15 protein-coding genes are annotated in these 18,528 nt (G+C 49.8%); 12 read left to right on the top strand and 3 right to left on the bottom strand.

Translation table 11 applies throughout. The features are described from left to right. The first annotated feature begins 19 nt into the window (after nucleotides 1–19). The 6 genes from AC50X8_RS08935 to AC50X8_RS08910 all read left to right on the top strand — a co-directional run bounded on the left by AC50X8_RS08935 (nucleotide 20) and on the right by AC50X8_RS08910 (nucleotide 7,807). Nucleotides 20–1,801 carry a cache domain-containing sensor histidine kinase gene (locus AC50X8_RS08935; protein WP_494879395.1) on the top strand — a complete coding sequence of 594 codons (1,782 nt, stop codon included), beginning with the start codon at nucleotides 20–22 and terminating at the stop codon, nucleotides 1,799–1,801. After that, a complete protein-coding gene (locus tag AC50X8_RS08930; RefSeq protein WP_494879393.1) occupies nucleotides 1,776–2,564 on the top strand; it encodes a response regulator transcription factor in 789 nt (262 codons plus the stop codon). Before AC50X8_RS08935 ends, AC50X8_RS08930 begins: the two co-directional genes overlap by 26 nt. A 110-nt stretch (nucleotides 2,565–2,674) precedes the next feature. After that, nucleotides 2,675–4,000 (top strand): ABC transporter substrate-binding protein, encoded by a 1,326-nt coding sequence (locus AC50X8_RS08925; RefSeq protein WP_494879392.1) that lies wholly within the window; start codon nucleotides 2,675–2,677, stop codon nucleotides 3,998–4,000. A 95-nt stretch (nucleotides 4,001–4,095) separates the two neighbouring features. Further along, nucleotides 4,096–4,977, top strand: a complete 882-nt coding sequence (locus AC50X8_RS08920) for a carbohydrate ABC transporter permease (RefSeq protein WP_494879390.1) — start codon at nucleotides 4,096–4,098, stop codon at nucleotides 4,975–4,977. 13 nt (nucleotides 4,978–4,990) lie between these two features. Further along, nucleotides 4,991–5,872, top strand: coding sequence for a carbohydrate ABC transporter permease (locus AC50X8_RS08915; RefSeq protein WP_494863021.1), 882 nt, complete (start codon nucleotides 4,991–4,993; stop codon nucleotides 5,870–5,872). A gap of 219 nt (nucleotides 5,873–6,091) precedes the next feature. After that, nucleotides 6,092–7,807, top strand: coding sequence for an ABC transporter ATP-binding protein (locus AC50X8_RS08910; RefSeq protein ID WP_056041417.1), 1,716 nt, complete (start codon nucleotides 6,092–6,094; stop codon nucleotides 7,805–7,807). Nucleotides 7,808–8,327: 520 nt separating this feature from the next. Here the strand turns inward: AC50X8_RS08910 and AC50X8_RS08905 are convergent. Genes AC50X8_RS08905 through AC50X8_RS08895 form a run of 3 tightly spaced genes read right to left on the bottom strand, consistent with a single transcriptional unit; the run spans nucleotide 8,328 to nucleotide 10,682 of the window. Continuing rightward, nucleotides 8,328–9,992 carry a helix-turn-helix domain-containing protein gene (locus tag AC50X8_RS08905; protein ID WP_494879388.1) on the bottom strand — a complete coding sequence of 555 codons (1,665 nt, stop codon included), beginning with the start codon at nucleotides 9,990–9,992 and terminating at the stop codon, nucleotides 8,328–8,330. After that, nucleotides 9,961–10,302 carry an ABC transporter substrate-binding protein gene (locus AC50X8_RS08900; protein WP_494879387.1) on the bottom strand — a complete coding sequence of 114 codons (342 nt, stop codon included), beginning with the start codon at nucleotides 10,300–10,302 and terminating at the stop codon, nucleotides 9,961–9,963. Before AC50X8_RS08900 ends, AC50X8_RS08905 begins: the two co-directional genes overlap by 32 nt. Then, complete coding sequence (locus tag AC50X8_RS08895; protein WP_494879385.1) at nucleotides 10,284–10,682, bottom strand: hypothetical protein; 399 nt, start codon at nucleotides 10,680–10,682, stop codon at nucleotides 10,284–10,286. Before AC50X8_RS08895 ends, AC50X8_RS08900 begins: the two co-directional genes overlap by 19 nt. A gap of 296 nt (nucleotides 10,683–10,978) precedes the next feature. Between AC50X8_RS08895 and AC50X8_RS08890 the strand changes: the two genes are divergently transcribed. The 6 genes from AC50X8_RS08890 (at nucleotide 10,979) to AC50X8_RS08865 (ending at nucleotide 18,298) form a co-directional block, all read left to right on the top strand. Beyond that, on the top strand, nucleotides 10,979–12,316 hold the full coding sequence (locus tag AC50X8_RS08890) for an LLM class flavin-dependent oxidoreductase (RefSeq protein ID WP_056041424.1): 1,338 nt from the start codon (nucleotides 10,979–10,981) through the stop codon (nucleotides 12,314–12,316). A gap of 13 nt (nucleotides 12,317–12,329) precedes the next feature. Continuing rightward, nucleotides 12,330–14,012 (top strand): ABC transporter substrate-binding protein, encoded by a 1,683-nt coding sequence (locus AC50X8_RS08885; RefSeq protein WP_081419077.1) that lies wholly within the window; start codon nucleotides 12,330–12,332, stop codon nucleotides 14,010–14,012. A gap of 48 nt (nucleotides 14,013–14,060) precedes the next feature. Beyond that, nucleotides 14,061–14,987, top strand: a complete 927-nt coding sequence (locus AC50X8_RS08880; protein ID WP_056041425.1) for an ABC transporter permease — start codon at nucleotides 14,061–14,063, stop codon at nucleotides 14,985–14,987. A gap of 28 nt (nucleotides 14,988–15,015) precedes the next feature. After that, nucleotides 15,016–15,912, top strand: a complete 897-nt coding sequence (locus tag AC50X8_RS08875; protein WP_494863004.1) for an ABC transporter permease — start codon at nucleotides 15,016–15,018, stop codon at nucleotides 15,910–15,912. 62 nt (nucleotides 15,913–15,974) lie between these two features. After that, a complete protein-coding gene (locus tag AC50X8_RS08870) occupies nucleotides 15,975–18,005 on the top strand; it encodes an ABC transporter ATP-binding protein (protein WP_494863002.1) in 2,031 nt (676 codons plus the stop codon). A gap of 23 nt (nucleotides 18,006–18,028) precedes the next feature. Beyond that, nucleotides 18,029–18,298: a glutaredoxin family protein gene (locus tag AC50X8_RS08865; RefSeq protein ID WP_056041432.1), complete on the top strand. Its 270-nt coding sequence runs from the start codon at nucleotides 18,029–18,031 to the stop codon at nucleotides 18,296–18,298. Nucleotides 18,299–18,528 lie beyond the last annotated feature (230 nt).

Below are 18,528 nucleotides of genomic sequence, written 5' to 3'. Positions count from 1 at the left end.
ATAGAAAGGAATGTATCTCTTGAAGAAGCTAGGACAGTTGAATACGCTGCGCAATCAAATATTAATTGGATTTATGCTTGTAATGGTTATCGTGCTGGCATCGGTCGGCTACTTTACGTATGGTCAGGTATCCGTGCTCTTGCGAAACAGTGCGGAGAAGCATATTCAACAGACCGCGGTTCAAGCTATGGGGAAGCTTGATGTGCTTCTGGGACAAATCGATACGCTTACCGCGCAGGTGGCTACGAATGCGTCTATCCAGCGATTATTGACAGAGGAGATATTTGGCAATACGATCCGCTTTGAAGAGCGTCAGTCGCTGCAGCAGGAAGCGCGGAAATATGAAGCATATGTCACGGGCATCCGAGCGCTTGAAATGTACAGCAGTGATTATAGAAGGCTGTTTCCGCTAGATGACATTAGTCTGGAAAGCCGGGTGCCGAAGGAGTGGATTGACCAAGCAGATAACGGCAAAGGTCGCTTGGTATGGCTTGGCTTTGACCCCCAGGATGCAAACGTTGTCGTTGCTATTCGCCATATTCGCTTAGTGGACCGTTCCTTCATTCATGCTGGCTATTTGGTCGTTCATATTGAAAAAAGCTATTTTGAGCTTACAAATGCCGTAGCGGAAAATGAGAATGAAACGCGGGAGCATATGGCTTTATTTGATGGAGCGGGCCAAGAAATTTTTTCGGATTTAGCTGTGGATGCAAGGGAGGAAAATATTCTTGATCATGGTGGAGAAGCGATTACGGTGGGCGATGAATCGTATATAGCGATTGAGCAGCAATCGAAGGAAACGGGGTGGAAGCTGGCGATATTGACACCTGTAAATTATGCAACGGCAGGCATTTCAGTTCTACGGACTGCTATTCTTGTATCTGGTGCGGTCGGGGGGTTGTTGTTTCTGGTATTGAGCTTTATTTTGTCAACGATGATTACCAGACCGATATTAAACTTGATTAAAGCGATGCGGGGTGCTAGATTTGGCACGTTGAAGGCGAACCCGAATACCTCCTCAACTATGGAAATCAATGAGCTCAACCATACATATAACCAAATGGTCGATTCCTTGAATGAGCTCATTGAGGTCGTCTACCAGAAGGAAATTATACAGAGTCGAGCAGAACTGAAAGCGCTCCAAGCCCAAATTAATCCTCATTTTCTGTTTAACACATTGGAAGCGTTCTATTGGGAGCTTGATGATAAAGGGGAAGAGGACCTTGCGAAAGTCGTACTTGCCATGTCAGGCTTGTTTCGTTATGTAATCAACCGAACGGAAGATGATGAGTGGGTTACGATAGGTGATGAATTGGATCATGCGGAGCGTTATTTAAGAATTATGGAGATGCGAATGGTGGACAGACTGTCGTGGCGAATAGAGGCGGCAGAGGCGTGCAGAACTGTACCCGTGCCCAAACTATTAATCCAACCGCTCGTAGAGAACGCTATCTTGCATGGAGTCGAGCAGCGAGTCGGGCCGGGAACGGTCGTCCTTCGTGCCGAGCCTTCAAATCGGGAAGGGTTTATGCGAGTAATGATAACGGACGATGGACCGGGTATGGATGCCGCCGCAGTAGAGTCTCTTCAGGCATTCATGAAAGAAGGTTATGGGAGCAGCAATAAAGGTACAGGTGTTGGCATGTCAAATGTGGAGCGAAGATTGAGGCTTTATTATCATGCGGCTGGAAGCGGGATGAGTATTGAGAGCGAGCCTGGTCGCGGAACATCCGTTACGTTTGAAATACCTGATAGATTGGAGGGGAATGGAAGAGATGAAGACCATCTTAGTCGTGGATGATGAACCTAGAACAAGGCAGGGGATTCGTAAAACGCTGGAAGCGTGGTCCTGCGGCCGGCATCGGATCGAAATGGCATCCAGCGGGGTGGAAGCTTTAGCTTGGTTACAGCAAAATGAAGCTCATCTGCTTGTAACCGATATTAGAATGCCGGAGGTGGGTGGCCTGGAGCTGGTCGAACGATTAGGCGATCTGACACCTCCCCCTGTGGTTATCGTTATTTCCGGGCATCCTGAATTCGATTACGCTCAGAAAGCGCTCCAGCTTGGGGTCGTCTCTTATTTGCTAAAGCCATTAGTTAAAGAAAAATTAGTGCAGGCAGTCGAGCTGGCTTTGAAGAGGGAAGAAGAGATAAGCAGGATGGTAAGAATGCAGAAACTTTTTGACCCCAAATTACTGGGGACGGTGCAAGAGGAGAAGCAGTACAGCATTCAGGTGCGTGAAGCGCTGCGCCATATTGATGATCATCTGAGCCAGCAGGTAACCATGCGTGCAGTTGCAGACCATTTGCATATGAATGCGAGCTACTTCAGCGTTCTATTTAAAGAGCAGACAGGTCTAACCTTCAGCGATTATTTGAGTCGCAGACGAGTGCAGCGGGCTAAGGAGCTGCTGGTCAATACGAGAGACTCTATAGCAGAAATTTCAGAGCAGGTGGGCTACCAAACAGCAAAATATTTTGTCAAAGTGTTTCGTTCCATAGAGGGCACTAGTCCAAGCCAGTATCGTCAAAGCGTCTCTAATTCAGAAAAAAGTATCCAATAATTATGGTATTACTCCCAATGCTTATATCCTTACGGCTTGCGAACAGTGTTGCTACAATTTAATTAAAGCGGATTTAATACGCTTACATTAGAATTAAAGGGGATGTAAACGTGTTCAAGAAAAAAGGATTGATGCTCTTATTGGCGTTTTGTCTGGTTCTGGTAGCAGCTGGCTGCGGCACAAACAGTAATGAAAGCAGCAGCGGCGGTAAGGAGACAGCAGGCGAGAGCGGTGAGCAGGTTACGATTAACTTTATGCATTTATGGCCAGAGGGTGTGTCAGCAGGCCAAAACAAAATCGTAAATCAAATAATTAAAGCCTATCAGGATGAGCATAAGAATGTGACGATCAAGCAAGAAGTGCTGGATAACGAGCAATATAAAAACAAGCTGAAGGTGCTTTCGGCATCCAATAAACTGCCGGATGTCGGTGTAACGTGGGCGGCCGGGTTCTTGCAGCCGTACGTGGAAGGAAAGCTGTTTACACCTGTAGACGACTTGCTTAGCGGCGAGCTGAACGGCAAGTTCGTATCCGGTACGACAGAGGCATATGCGATTGATGGTAAAACGTATGCGCTCCCACTTGAATTCAACATTGCTCCGGTTTACTATAATAAATCCATATTCGAGAAATACAAGCTTGAAATCCCGCAAACCTACGAGGAATTAAAGGCTGTTGCAAAAACACTTTCTGAAAATGGAATCGCGCCGATTGCGCTTGGCAACAAGGACCGTTGGACGGGTTCGCTCTGGTATATGTACCTAGCTGATCGAATCGCCGGGCAGCAGACATTATCCGGTGCGATAAACGGCGAAGGAGCCTTTACAGACGAAGGATTGCTGCAAGCAGCGACTGAAGTACAGACACTGGTAGACAGCCATGCATTCGTGAAGGGTTTCAACGGTTTGTCCAATGAGGAAGCAAAGTCGGAGTTTCTGAATGGCAAAGCTGCTATGTATATGATGGGCACATGGGAGCTGCCAAACTTTACGACAAATGAAGATATCCCGAAAGAATTCCGTGACAGTGTTGGTTTCTTTAAATTCCCGAAAGTTGAGGGCGGAAAAGGTGACATTAACAGCTGGGTAGGCGGTCCGGGTGTCGGTCTATTCGTATCCGAAAATTCTGCGGTAAAAGCGGAAGCGAAAGCATTCATCGAATACTTTGTAACCCAGTGGGGAGAGCAAGCGGTGACGGGTGCAGGCGTTATTCCTGCGACTAAAGTGGATACATCCAGCATGGAGCTGCCGCAGCTTTACATTGATTTATTTAACGAAATGAATCAAGCAAGCAGCATTACCTTGTTTGCAGATGTTCAAATGCAGGCGAGTGCAGCCGAAACTCATCTGAATATGATTCAAGCTCTGTTTGGAAAGGCAGTGACACCTGAGAAATTCTCGGAAGAGCATGATAAAGCCATTTCCGAAGGGAAATAATCGTCCCCTGAGATTGATCGGTGGAAGACATAGCTGTGGGCATGGCTCCAATATGTCTTCCGCTCATTCATTATGAAGGAAAGGAGTCGGCCCATTTGGACAAAGTGCTTTCTAACAAAAAAATAATTGCTTTATATGTGCTGCCGTCTCTGTTATTAATATTAGCTATTGTATACATTCCGATTGTTTTAACCGCTTATTATGGCTTGAATAAATGGAATGGCATTGGTGCGATGACCTTTGTTGGGTTGGATAATTACCTCGCGTTGTTCAAGGATGCAACTTTCTGGAACAGCGCATGGCATTCTCTGCTGCTTGCCGTTTTCTCGGGAATAAGCCTTCTGCTCTACCTTATTGTAGCAATGGTGTTAGCCGCGCGAATTAACGGAGCGAATTTATTTCGCAAAATCTATCTCATCCCTATGCTTCTATCATCGGTAGCGATTGCGCAGCTTTGGCTCAGAATTTATCATCCAACTAACGGCGTGCTGAACAGCATGTTGGAATCACTTGGTTTTGCCAATCCTCCCGCATGGCTCGCTGAGCCATCGCTCGTATTGTATGCCTTATTTATTCCGATTTTGTGGCAGTATGCGGGTTTTTATATTTTGATTTATTATGCGGCTCTGAAAAACATCCCGGCGTCACTTGAGGAAGCAGCCAAAATTGACGGAGCGAATGCCCTGAAAATTGCTTGGATGATTAAGCTGCCGCTTGTGATGGAAGTAATTAAAGTAACGATTGTACTGGCTGTTGTGGGCTCATTGAAATATTTTGATTTGATCTTTGTTATGACAGATGGAGGTCCCAATGGGGCAAGCGAAGTTATGGCCTCGTACATGTATCATGAAGCGTTTCGAGCCTACGATTTTGGATATGGCAGCGCAATCGGCTTTTTTCTGCTGGTTATTTGTTTGGCTGTCACTTGGGTCATTCGCAAATTAACGGCCTCAAAGGATACGATCCAATACTCGTAAGGAGGAAGACTTCATGGTTACTAGGAATATAAAAATTCGGAATGAGCTGCCGGAATTAAAACCGGGGATCGGCATCAAGCTGGGGTATAGCGTTTTATATGCTGTTTTGATTATGGTAGCTGCGCTGCAGCTATTTCCTCTTGTTTGGCTGTTGTTTTTCTCTCTTAAAAACAATCAGGAGGTATTCAATCTACCGCCCTTGTCACTGCCGATGAATCCTCGATGGGAGAACTATGAGAAGGTTTGGAGCGCCGGGAACATTGATGTTTATTTTTTTAACAGCGTCTGGATCACCGTTTCAGCTACGGTTATCACTGTGATGCTGGGCAGTTTAGTCACTTATGCCGTCACAAGAATGAAGTGGAAGGGCAGCTCGCTTGTCCTGGGCCTATTCATGGTGGCCATGATGATTCCGGTTCATTCCACGCTAATTCCGCTGTTCAGCCTGTTTAATAAAGCGGGGCTAACGGACCATCCCCTGTCTCTGATTTTATCTTATGTTGCTTTTAACATGCCGATAACGATCATGATTCTGCTGGGGTTCTACTATGCGCTGCCGCGCGAGGTGGAGGAAGCCGCTATCATTGACGGCTGCTCGGTCAACCGGATGTTCTTCCGAATTGTATTCCCGATGACAAGCTCCGTGCTTGCTACAACGGCGATCATCAACATGATTTATAACTGGAATGAATTTATTTTTGTTAACACGTTTATTAGCTCTGATTCTTATAAAACGTTGACTGTCGGCGTGCAAAATTTTATCGGTCAGTATACGACGGATTGGGGGGCCATTGGAGCCACTCTCATGATTAGCATTCTTCCGATTTTGATCACGTTTCTGTTCCTTAGCAATCGTATTGTTGAAGGGATTGCAGCAGGTTCGGTTAAAGGGTAAGCGATTAATTAATTCTAAGACCTAACTCTTCATGTAGGTCTTTTTTTGTTTTTTAAATATTGTAAAAGGGGATGTATTATTTTTTTGGTAATCTCCATTTTGTCCATTGCTTTAAAAAGTGGGCTGCGATAAACTGGGAATGCTGATAATTATAATCATTATCAGCATTGGATTATTTTCCAATTAGTCTTGCCATTATGACAGAAGAGGAATGATGACATGCTTCGCCGTTTTTTTGAATATTACCGACCTTATAAAGGGTTGTTCATACTGGACTTCTCCTGCGCGGTTTTTGCAGCCTTGCTGGAGCTGGTGTTCCCGCTCGCCTTGAACCGGGTCGTGGATGATCTGCTGCCTTCGGGCAATTGGAAATGGATTTTATGGGCCTGTGTAGGCTTGATTGGCATTTATATTGTAAGTGCGTTTCTCCATTATGTCGTGACGTATTGGGGTCATAAGCTGGGCATTCAGATTGAGTCGGATATGCGCAGCAGACTGTTCAACCACATTCAGAAGCTATCATTCCGTTTCTTCGACAATAATAAGACGGGGCATCTTGTATCGCGGATGACTAATGACTTGATGGATATCGGGGAAATTGCCCATCATGGGCCGGAGGACATGTTTATCGCCGTTATGACGCTGCTGGGCGCATTCGGGCTCATGCTGACCATTAACTGGCAGCTGGCGGTGCTGACGTTTATTATTATTCCGCTGATGGTCTACCTGTCGCTGTATTTCAGCCGCAAAATGTCCAAGGCGTTCCATCGGATGTTTTCCGATATTGCTGACTATAATGCCCGCGTTGAAAATACAGTTAGCGGCATTCGCGTCGTTCAAGCGTTCTCCAACGAGAAGCATGAAGTGGAGCAATTTGAAGTGAACAATGGCCGTTTTCTTCAAACGAAGCTGGTCGCTTACCGCGTTATGGCTTGGAACTCATCGATCAGCTACATACTGATGAAATTCGTTTCCTTGTTTGTACTCGCCTGCGGTACATGGTTCGTCATTCAAGGTCAAATGACGTTCGGGGAATTTATGGCATTTGTCCTGCTTTCCAATGTGTTTCTCGGTCCAATTGAAAAAATCAACTCGGTTATTGAGACGTATCCGAAGGGAATTGCCGGCTTCAAGCGTTATTTGGAGCTGCTCGAGACGGAGCCGGATATTGAGGATGCGCCGGATGCGAAGGCGATTAGCCGCCTAGAAGGAGAAATCACATTCCGCGATGTTTCCTTCGGTTATGAGGAAGGCAAATCGATTTTGAATCATATTGATTTGACTGTGAAAACAGGAGAGACGGTAGCTCTTGTTGGACCATCGGGAGCCGGCAAAACCACGATATGCAGCCTGCTGCCGCGCTTCTATGAGGTGACGGGCGGGGCGATTGAGATTGATGGCCTCGATATTCGGAAAATTAAGCTCGATTCGCTGCGCGGCCAAATCGGTATCGTCCAGCAGGATGTGTTCTTGTTTGATGGCACGATTCGTGAAAATATTGCTTACGGCAAGCTGAATGCTACCGAGGAAGAAATTTGGGAGGCGGCTCGCAGAGCGCAGCTGGAGGAGCTTATTCTTTCGCAGGGCCAAGGCCTTGATACGCTTATCGGCGAACGCGGCGTCAAATTGTCTGGCGGACAGAAGCAGCGTCTTTCCATTGCCCGCATGTTCCTGAAAAATCCGCCGATCCTTATTCTTGATGAAGCGACCTCGGCGCTTGACACGGCTACGGAAGCAGCGATTCAGCAGGCGCTGGCTGAGCTGTCCAAAGGGCGCACGACGCTCGTCATTGCGCATCGCCTGGCGACGATCAAGAACGCTGACCGCATCGTGGTCGTTACGGAGGAAGGCATTAAAGAGCAGGGCAGCCATGATGAGCTGCTGGCGATTAAAGGTGTATATAATCGCCTGCATAAAGCGCAGTTCGGCGCCTAGTAGAGGCTACTAAGCACTAACTAGGCACTTAATAGGCACCACTAACTTGATACTACTAAAGAAAACGCTAACTAGACACTAACAGCGTAAGTGGATGGAAAAAAGGCTCAGTATGAGGGAATTAATCTCATGCTGAGCCTTTTGCCATTCATATCAAGGTTGAGAAACCGCAGCTTGTGATGATGGCTGAGATCACGCAGCCCGGGACGCTCCTTCTTTTTTTGAGGACTGAGGTTCCGCTAATCTGGCTTTTGACCCGATTTCTAGCCGTGCGCGGACAGGAAAGCCGTTATTGTCCTCCTAATCCCGTCAAAGTGGTGATTGTCAGCGCATTAGCGGCTCCTGAGTCCGGAGCCAGTGGCATAACTCATGTTCCTGCTATAATAGCGGCTGCTGTGTCCACCAAGACTAGTTTTGTGCAGGGAGTAACTCCTGAAACGAAGTACATAAAGCTGGCTAGTGGTACGTAGGTTCTTGCGTGTGAACACAAATACACGCCCTAATAGTGTGAAATTTCGGCTCAGGAGCTTTGGCGCAAAAGGTTGGGCAGCACACTCAGCAGCCGATCCCGCGTTAATGGATCATCGAAGTTCCACATCGCATCTGCCATGTGGAAGCGGCCGCTGCGTACAGCAGGCAACTGCTGCCAGCTTTTGCTCATTATGATGTGGCGGATCGTTTCTCTGGATAAAGCATCATCTGTGCTCAGCAGAAAAATCCGCGAGCCTGAACATTCCTCCAGCTGTGCAGCATCGATTTTCATGAAGGGGACGTTGGCGTGAAACAGCTGCTGGACTTTGTCAGGCTTCTCAAAACCATGCGGATGGTAAATGGACAGCGCCATACCGTGATTGCCCATCAAATACAAATCGCCTCTGACAACAACGAAGATGGATGCCGTTTCACAGGGCAGCAATTCCGGGCGTATAGCTTGCCACATCGCGTCCATACGGGATTCGAAGCCGGAAATCCAGCGCTCTGCCTGCTCGGTTCTACCTAAAATGTCGGCGACTTGCCGAAGCCGTACATAAGTGGAGGCATTTTTTTCAATAAACAAAGTTGGGGCGATGCTCGCTAGTGCTTCTGGAGACTCATGCTGGAGATTGCAATGGAGAATCAGCTCAGGCTCAAGCTCAGCAATAATAGCCGTATCGCCCTTGCTGCCAATATCGGCAATATGCTGGAGCTCGCCTCGGAAAACGACCTGTTTGCCGATAAGCGACAAATCCGCTCCGATCGGCTTGATGCCCAGCGTCAGCATGTCGCCAAGCGCATAGCCTATTGCAACAATGCGTGTCGATTGCAGCGGCAGCTTGACTTCGCGGCCTGCCCAGTCAGCAGAGGCGGCGGCATCCGTGATTCTTCTTGCGTATTGTCTAGGAGACAGCCCAATCTGCTTCCGGAAACGGCGGTTAAAATAATATTCATCCTGAAAGCCGACGCTGTGGGCGATTTCACGGAGCGGTTCCTGCTGGCGAAGCAGCAGCAGCTCCTTGGCCCGGTTCATTCGCAGCTCGGTTAAATAGTCGAGCGGCTTGTGTCCGGTGAGCATCTGGAACAAGGTGCTGAACTTCCAGCGGCCTACGCCGGAGATTTGAAGCAGCTTCTCGACCGTAATCGGCTCGCGATAATGCTCCTGCATATAAGCTACCGTCGATTCAACCGCAGCGACAGCGCTGTCCTCCTGATTGTTGCGCTCGTGCTGCTCCAGCAGTACAGCAAAAAGCTCCTGCAGTTTAACTTGCTGCTTGAAGCGAGCGAGCGGGAGGGCGTTTTGTCCGATAAGCGATAGCTGCTCCAAAGCGTCAAGCATCAGCGAAAGAGGCCGAATCGCAATCGGCACAAAATAGGGAAAGCGATCACCAAGGCTTGCTTCGGGGCAGGCTTGTCCGATTTTATAAAGGTCGAAGGTTATGCGGATGCACTGGAAGCTGCTCTCTGATTTAGCCGCGAAACGCAGCATCTCCCCGGAGGGCAGCAGCAGGCAATCGCCTTGGCGAACCTGTATGGGCGTTCTTCCCTCCATTTGTCCTAAAGCATCGCCTGCTGTAATAGCAAACAGTGTGTGATGGGAGAGCGTATCTTCATCTATTAATGCTGCTGGATTGTTGCCCAGCAGCGGAGTGGCCGCCTTAAAAGAGAAAAATAAAGATTCAAGTGGCAGAGCGCGCCGCATCGTCTTCATCCGTCAGGACGAATAGCCAATCGCCGGCAAAATCAGGCAGCAGTTCATTCGATATGTTAGCGAATCGTTCATTTGCGTCAATCAGATTTTTCTGTATTTCTGGGGCTGGCGTATAGCCAAGTGTATGGTACAGCGTAGCTGCGAAGCTTTTATCGCCCATGACATAGAAATCCTTGCCAAGCAAAAGGAAGACAGATGCGCTTTCTCCCGTTTGGACGTTAAGCTTGGCCACAGCCTCTTTAACTTTTGCCTCATAGGAAGCAATCCACTCCTCAGCCTCCTGCTGCTTGCCTACAATATCGCCAAGCATGCGGAGGCGCTCATTCGTTCGAGACGATCATAAGTGACCGTTGGCGCGATTTTGGACAAGGTGTCGAAAGCACCTTCTTCATAATAAGTACCGCCGCTATCAAGCAAAATCAAATCGGGATCAAGCGCCGTTATTTTTTCGGCATCGCCAAGCAAATCGCCAATATCCTTTATGCCATCCAGCAGCTCGGGAAATGCGACTTGTTCTTTAATAATGCCCAGTGCTGCGCCAATAGGCGTTACGCCGAGCGCCAGCATGTCGCCAACATCGCTCCCGGTATAAATAATGCGCTTCGCTTCTGCCGAACATGAGGACAATAGCATTCCCATCATAAGAGCAAGACTTGCGGCAGTCGTGACAACATTTCTAGTTGTTTTCAATTTGGTACCCCCATTTTATTTTATCTTTAGACAATGATAATCATTATCGAACATCATTTATCATAATGGAGGCTGCAAATACGTTCAATGGACAAACAGCAGTTAATGCTTGGGACAAAATCAAGCGCCGCTTCCTCTTAATAGGGGATCATCGATTTTTTTAATGCCAAAATAGAAAAGCTCTATTGGCTTTTATTCGGCAATCGATGGTAAACTCGTTTCAATCATTATTAAATACGACAAAACCACTAGGAATAATAAAATTAAAAGCAAACAACCAACAGGAGGGAACAATCTTGACAACAACTAAAAAGAGACAATTGAAGCTAGGCGCCATTTTGCACGGAGTAGGCGGCAATATTGCCGGATGGAGACACCCCGACGCACAGCCTGATGCGAGTGTTAATTTTGAATTTTACAAACAGCAGGCACAGAAGGCGGAAGCTGGCAAGTTTGATTTTGTATTTATTGCCGATGGCTTATATATTAATGAAAAATCAATTCCCCATTTTTTAAACCGCTTTGAGCCGTTGACGGTTTTATCAGCACTTGGTGCGGTTACATCGAAGATTGGCTTAGTCGGCACGCTGTCGACGTCTTATAGCGAGCCTTTCACCGTAGCGAGACAATTTGGCTCGCTTGATCATATTAGCGGCGGCCGTGCAGGCTGGAATATCGTGACTTCGCCGCTTGAAGGCTCAGCGAAAAACTTCGGCAAGACCGAGCATCCCGACCATCCGACCCGTTATCGGATCGCGAATGAATATTTGGACGTCACTCGGGGGCTGTGGGATTCGTGGGAGGATGACGCCTTTGTTCGCGATAAAGAAAGCGGCCAGTTTTTTGACCCGAAGAAGCTGCACACCTTAAACCATAAAGGCGAGTTTTTCTCGGTGCAGGGACCGCTGAACATTTCCAGATCGAAGCAGGGTCATCCGGTTATTTTTCAAGCAGGCTCGTCGGAGGATGGCAAGAACTTCGCTTCCAAAGTAGCGGATGCGGTATTTGCCCATTTTGAATCCATCGAGCAGGGCAAGCAGTTTTATGATGATGTGAAAGCACGTGCAGCTGCGCATGGACGCTCTTCGGAGGATGTCGCCATTTTGCCAGGCATTGCGCCAATCATTGGTGCGACGGATGAAGAAGCAGAACGCAAATATCAGGAGCTGGCGCAGCTTGTAAATATTGAGAAGGCACTTGATTATTTGGGACGGTATTTCGACCACCATGACTTTTCGCAATACCCGCTTGATGAGCCGTTCCCTGAGCTTGGTGAAATTGGTCAAAACAGCTTCCGCAGCACGACGGACCGCATTAAGCGGCAGGCGAAGGAAGGCGGCTTGACGCTTCGCCAAGTGGCGCTCCAAGAAACGACGCCGCGGCCGACGTTCATTGGCACTCCCGTTAAAATTGCGGATCAAATCCAGCAATGGTTTGAGCAGGGCGCGGTGGACGGCTTTATTGTCGGATCATCTATACCGACGGGTCTGACGGAGTTCGTTGACCAGGTTGTGCCGATTTTGCAGGAGCGCGGCTTGTTCCGTGAGGAATACGAGCATGACACGCTGCGCGGACATCTCGGCGTACCTGTGCCGGAAAACCGTTATGCCAAAACCAAGGTGACGACCGTTTAGGAGGATGAGAGATATGAGCGCAGCATTAAACAAACGAGTCGTTTGGATGAAAATGGCAAGCGTCGCGCTAGCGGTTACCCTCGTACTGGCAGGCTGCAGCGGGGGGACGGGCAAGAACAGCGCGGCGACTGGCGGAAGCAGTACTGGCGAGGCGCCAGCAGCTTCGGCGGAGCAGAGCAGCACGCCTGCTTTAGGCGGCGAACTGAGCTATGCCCTTGCGACCTCTCCCGATCAGCTTGATCCGCATCGCAGCGGCCTTGCCGTTGCGGTCAGGGTCATCCGTACACTTTACGACACGCTGGTCGTCCAGCTTCCAGGCGGAGAAATCAAGCCTTGGCTGGCAACGGAATGGTCGGTGTCGGAGGATGGCAAAGCATATACGTTCAAGCTTCGCCAGGACGTAAAGTTTCAGGACGGTACACCTTTCAACGCCGAAGCGGTGAAATATAGCTTTGACCGGATCATTGACCCGGAGACAAAAGCGGCGAATGCTTTAGCACTCGTTAGGCCCTATGAATCCTCGGAGGTTATTGACGAGTTTACGGTCAAATTGAACTTATCCGAGCCGTCGCAGGCGTTCTTGGGAAATGTAAGCCAAGCGCTGCTTAGCATTGTGTCGCCGACGGCGGCGAAGAAGGACGGCGATCAATTCACCAAGCATCCCGTCGGAACAGGGCCCTTCAAGTTTGTAAAATGGGATGAAAATTCGGAAATCGTCGTGGAGAAAAACCCCGATTACAACTGGGCGCCGGAAACGGTCAGCCAGCAGGGCGCGCCGAATTTGGATAAAATCATTTTCAAAATTGTGCCTGAGGAGGCTACGCGGATCGGAAGCGTACAGAGCGGGCAGGTGCTTGCCGCTGAGACGGTACCCCCGCAAAATATTCTTTCCTTGAAAAATGATGCGAACAGCCAGCTATACCAAGCCAATACCGTTGGCCTGCCGTATACGCTGTTCATCAATCATAGCAAGGCGCCATGGAATGAGCTGAAGGCTAGGCAGGCGCTGCAGTTGGGCATCAATGTCGAGGCAATTGTCAAAACGCTGTATCTCGGAACGTATGAGCAGGCGTGGTCGCCGCTTTCTCCGGGCATTTTCGGCTATGACGCTTCGCTGGAAGGCGGCATCAAGCCGGACATCGAGAAAGCGAAGCAGCTGCTTGACGAGCTGGGCTGGAAAGCAGGGGCCGATGGCATCAGGGAAAAAGACGGCAAGAAGCTGACGCTCCATTATGTCGATGGCTCGCCGAACCGCGAGAAGCGCAATGATATTGCCGCTATCGTGCAGCAGCAGCTTAAGTCGCTGGGCATACAGGTAGACGTGGAAATTACAAAGGATGTCGCAACCGTCGTTTATGGAAACAATAACTATGATCTTTATGGCAACAGCCAGGTCAATTCTGATCCTAACGCGCTTTATTCCATCTATCACACAACAGCGCCGGGGTCCCGTCAAAACTTGCCGAATTTAGCCGATCCTGAGCTGGATAAGCTGCTTGAGGATGGCGCAATCGAGAAGGACCAGACGAAACGTGAAGCAATCTATAAGGAAGCACAGCAGCTTATTATTAATAAGGCCGTCATTATTCCGATTTATGTGTTCCCTTATACAGTAGCCGCCTCGAAAAAGGTGCAAGGATTAGCTTTTGACTCGCTGGGCTATCCGATCTTTAATGATGTGTATATAACCAAGTAATCATATCGTAATTTGACAATAAAAGTGGGAAAGGAGCGGAGATGGAGTATGTTAAAAGCGGTAAGCGTTCGGCTTTATACGTCCTTGCTGGTGCTGGTCGGCACGATGGTGCTCGTCTTTTGTATCGTCAATGTGCTGCCCGGCGACCCTGCGCTCCTTATTCTTGATCCGTCTTCGGCCACACCGGAGATGATTGCTAACCTGCGGGAGCAGCTTGGGCTAAACCAGCCGTTCTATGAGCGGCTTGGCGAATATTTTCTGCATGTGCTGCAGGGCGATTTTGGAAAATCAATCGTTAATTCGGAGCCGGTACTGCCGAAGATCGTTGAGCACTTTCCCGCCACGCTCGCTTTGACGGCGTTAAGCTCGCTTCTTGCGGTCATCATCGGCGTCACGCTAGGCGTGCTGTCGGCCATTCATCGCAATCGCTGGATTGACATCGTCGCGCGAATGGTTGGTTTGTTCGGCATTTCGATGCCGACATTTTGGTCGGGCATTTTGCTTATTCTGATTTTTTCGGTGCAGTTGGGCTGGTTTCCGGCTATGGGCTCGGATGGCTTCAGCACGCTGGTGCTGCCCGCCATTACGCTGGGCTTCGTTGGCTCAGGCTTTATCGTGCGGATGGTTCGCAATAGCATGCTTGAGGTCATTAATGAGCCGTTTATCGTCACGCTGCGGGCGAAGGGGCTGCCAGGGCGGTTCATCATGTATAAGCATGCGCTGCGAAATGCGCTAATTCCGGCATTGACGATGGTTGGCGTTATTATTGGCGATTTGATGGCCGGAACGGTCGTTATTGAAACGGTATTCTCACGCCAAGGCATTGGGCGAATTATTGCTGACGCGATTATGGCAAAGGATTTGCCAGTCGTGCAGGGCGTTATTTTTTTCTCGGCGATCGTGTATATTGTTGTGAATTTGCTTGTGGACATTTCCTATACTTTGATCGATCCGCGCGTAAGGCGTACCCAGTAGCGCAGGTAGAAAGGGGCAAAAGATTCATATGAAGCAAGCCGTCATTGGCAAACAGATATGGCAAGGGAGCAGGACAGAAGGTGCTGCGAAATCCCGCAAAAAAATAAGGCTGGCGCCTGCGGATCTGCTGATTTATGCCGCAGCCGTTATCGTGTTGTTTATTATCAGCTGTGCTTTATTTCCGAGCTTGATTGCTCCTTATTCGCCTACGTTGATGGATACGGAGCAAATTATGCAGCCGCCAAGCCTTCAGCATGTGTTCGGGACGGATTATTTTGGCCGTGACGTATTCAGCGTTGTCGTGCATGGCAGCCGGGATTCCTTGTTGATCGGTTTCGTATCGGTGCTTGTCGGTTGTATGACGGGCGGAGCGATTGGAGCGATAGCGGGATACATTGGCGGCGTAGTCGATGCTGTATTTATGCGGCTGATCGACGTGCTGATGACGATTCCGGGCGTGCTGCTGGCGCTTGCGATTGCAGCGGCGCTGGGGCCAAGCCTGATGAATGTCGTGCTGGCTGTTGCGGCGGCATCGATACCCGGGTACGCGCGGGTGATGCGCGGGCAAATCATGAGCATTAAAGGCCGACCCTTCATTACCGCCTCCCGCTCAATTGGAACGTCCAGCCTATCGATCTTTGTAAGGCATGTGCTGCCGAATTCTTTATCGCCGATGTTTGTCATGGCGGCAATCGGCATTGGCACGGCGATTTTGACCGGAGCAGGCCTTAACTTTCTAGGACTTGGCACGATAAAAGAAATTCCAGACTGGGGGGCGCTGCTCTCTCAGGGCCGCGGCTATTTGACCGTAGCTTGGTGGATTTGCACCTTCCCGGGCCTTGCCATCACGCTGTTTGTTCTCTCCATCAACATATTGGGTGACAAGGTTCGCGATCAATTAGATCCAAAGCAAAGCAGAGCATAAGACAGTATAAGACAGCATAGACGCCGGGCTTGATAGAAGGAAGGCGAAAGGAGGCAGCGTAAATGAGCCAATTGCTCACGATGGAGCATCTGACGGTTGATTTTAAGACGAAACGGGGCTTGCTTAGAGCCATTACGGACGTTTCGCTTCATATTGCGCCTGGAGAAACGGTATGTCTCGTTGGCGAATCCGGCAGCGGCAAAACGATTACGTCCAAAGCCATTATGCGCCTGATCGACTATGAGAACGGCGTTATTGCCGGAGGCAGCATGCGGCTGGGAGATGCGGATCTCGTCGCGATGCCGGAGAAGGAGCTGCGCGCGCTGCGGGGCAAGCGGATGGCGATGGTTTTTCAAGAGCCGATGGCGGCGTTTGATCCGATTTTTACAATTGGAAGCCAAATTACCGAGGTTATTGAGCGCCATCAGCGTGGCAAAAAGCGCGAGGCGTGGGAACGGGCTGTCCATTTGCTGCGCCGGGTCGGCATTCCTGAGCCGGAGGCGCGAATGAAGCAGTATCCGGGCGAGCTGTCGGGGGGCATGCTGCAGCGGGCTATGATCGCAATGGCGCTCGCTTGCGGGCCAGAGCTGCTGATTGCGGATGAGCCAACGACGGCGCTGGATGTGACGATTCAGGCGCAAATTCTACATTTGCTGCAAGAGCTTAAAGAAGAATTTAATATGGGGATTTTGCTAGTGACCCATGATATGGGCATTGCCGCCGAGATGGCGGATCGCATTATCGTTATGTATGCCGGGCAGGTTGTCGAGCAGGCGACCGCAGCCGAGCTGTTCGGGCAGCCGCATCATCCGTATACGAGAGGGCTGCTGCAATCGATTACGACGATGGACAGCGACCGCAGCGTCAAGCTTCATTCCATCGAGGGTTCTATCCCGAGCTTGTCGGAGCTGCCGTCCGGCTGCCGTTTTAACCCTCGCTGTTCCTATGCGACGGATAGATGCCGCAGCGAAAGCCCGCCGCTGCTTGCGATAGGCGAACGGCTGAGCGCATGCTGGCATGCCGAGCAGCTCGTTCAATCCGAGGAGTGGACGGCTAGTGCTGAGCTAACAAATGCAACAAGCGCTGAGTCACCGATTGTGGCTCTCCAAGAAGCTGGCCGGCAAGGCGAAAATCTGTTCGAGGTAAGCGGGCTAAGCAAATTTTATCCGATCCAGAGAGGCTTGCTGCATCGTTCAGGCCCGCAGGTCAGAGCGGTGGACAATGTTTCGTTTTCCATTAGAAAAGGGGAAACCTTTGGCCTCGTCGGGGAGTCTGGCAGCGGCAAATCGACGCTTGGGCGGGTCATTTTGCAATTAGAGCAGGCGACGGCTGGCAGCGTTAAGTTTCAGGGCAGGGAGCTGACCGGGCAAAGCAGCTCGGAGCTGCGGCAGGCGCGGCGCGATATGCAAATTGTTTTTCAGGATCCGTATGGCTCGGTTAATCCGCGCTGGCGTATCGGCGACATTATCGGCGAGCCGCTGCGCGTCCATGACCATGCTGGCAGCAAGGAAAGAAAAGCGCGCGTAGAGGAGCTCATGGAGCTTGTCGGGCTGAAGGCAGACTGGTACAGCCGCTATCCGCATGAATTTTCCGGCGGGCAGCGCCAGCGTATTGGCATTGCCCGTGCCATAGCGCTTAATCCAAGCTTTATTCTTGCGGATGAAGCGGTATCGGCGCTGGATGTGTCGGTGCAGGCACAGATCGTCAACCTCATGCAGCATTTGCAGCAAAAAATGAATCTGACCTATTTGTTTATCGCCCATGGGCTGAATATCGTCAGACATATTTCCGACCGGATCGGCGTCATGTATTTGGGCAAGCTGGTCGAAATTGCGCCCAGCGAGGAACTGTTCCTCCACCCAGCGCATCCGTATACGCAAGGATTAATTGCTTCCATCCCCCAGCCCGGCCCCGGGCGAACGCGAACATTTCGCGCGATTGAAGGAGAAATCCCCTCTCCGGCCAATCCGCCTTCCGGCTGCCGCTTTCATACGCGCTGCCCTATGGCAACGGAGCGCTGCAGGGAGGCGGAGCCCGAACTGCAGCTCATTGGCAGCGAGCATTATGCCGCTTGCCACTATGTATTAGGTTAATATTTATAAAGGAGGCTGTAACGATGTCCGCAGCAAAAAAGGTAATTGTATGGAGCAAAACAGGCTGCCAGTATTGTGGCACAGTGAAACAATTTTTGGAGCAAAACAACCAGCCCTATGAAAATATCGATATTGAAGGCAAAGATTATTTGCGCGACGTCCTTGAAGCCAAATATGGCATCCGCCACGTTCCTGTAGTGGAAATCGGCAGCGACGGCGTCTACACCGCCGTTACGGACTGGGATTTGGAAAAAATCAAAGCGCTAATCTCACCTGCTCCCGTAGCAGGCTAAGGGGTTCGAAATCGTGAGAAGCCCACTGCTCGTCAACTCAGATGTACCTTGCTACACCTGAGTTGACGGTCTAGGGGCAGAGACGGGAAGAAGCACTTATAGCTCTAGGGTGTATATGCAAACTGGAGCATGCAATTGTTGCTAAGAGCCTAGAGCTCTTGGCGCTCCCTTTTTTTTGGAGGACTCAGCTTCCGCTATTCTGGATTTTGATTCGATTTTAGGCGGTAAGC

Source organism: Paenibacillus sp. JT22N15 (assembly GCF_059383755.1).
This window is presented reverse-complemented; position numbering and strand designations above follow the sequence as displayed.

What these genes read in the sequence shown, in the direction of transcription:
- AC50X8_RS08930 (WP_494879393.1), top strand. Translation starts at nt 1,776, where the DNA reads ATGAAGACCATCTTAGTCGTGGATGATGAACCTAGAACAAGGCAGGGG.
- AC50X8_RS08915 (WP_494863021.1), top strand. Translation starts at nt 4,991, where the DNA reads ATGGTTACTAGGAATATAAAAATTCGGAATGAGCTGCCGGAATTAAAA.
- AC50X8_RS08910 (WP_056041417.1), top strand. Translation starts at nt 6,092, where the DNA reads ATGCTTCGCCGTTTTTTTGAATATTACCGACCTTATAAAGGGTTGTTC.
- AC50X8_RS08905 (WP_494879388.1), bottom strand. Translation starts at nt 9,992, where the DNA reads ATGAAGACGATGCGGCGCGCTCTGCCACTTGAATCTTTATTTTTCTCT.
- AC50X8_RS08900 (WP_494879387.1), bottom strand. Translation starts at nt 10,302, where the DNA reads ATGCTTGGCGATATTGTAGGCAAGCAGCAGGAGGCTGAGGAGTGGATT.
- AC50X8_RS08885 (WP_081419077.1), top strand. Translation starts at nt 12,330, where the DNA reads ATGAGCGCAGCATTAAACAAACGAGTCGTTTGGATGAAAATGGCAAGC.
- AC50X8_RS08880 (WP_056041425.1), top strand. Translation starts at nt 14,061, where the DNA reads ATGTTAAAAGCGGTAAGCGTTCGGCTTTATACGTCCTTGCTGGTGCTG.
- AC50X8_RS08875 (WP_494863004.1), top strand. Translation starts at nt 15,016, where the DNA reads ATGAAGCAAGCCGTCATTGGCAAACAGATATGGCAAGGGAGCAGGACA.
- AC50X8_RS08870 (WP_494863002.1), top strand. Translation starts at nt 15,975, where the DNA reads ATGAGCCAATTGCTCACGATGGAGCATCTGACGGTTGATTTTAAGACG.
- AC50X8_RS08865 (WP_056041432.1), top strand. Translation starts at nt 18,029, where the DNA reads ATGTCCGCAGCAAAAAAGGTAATTGTATGGAGCAAAACAGGCTGCCAG.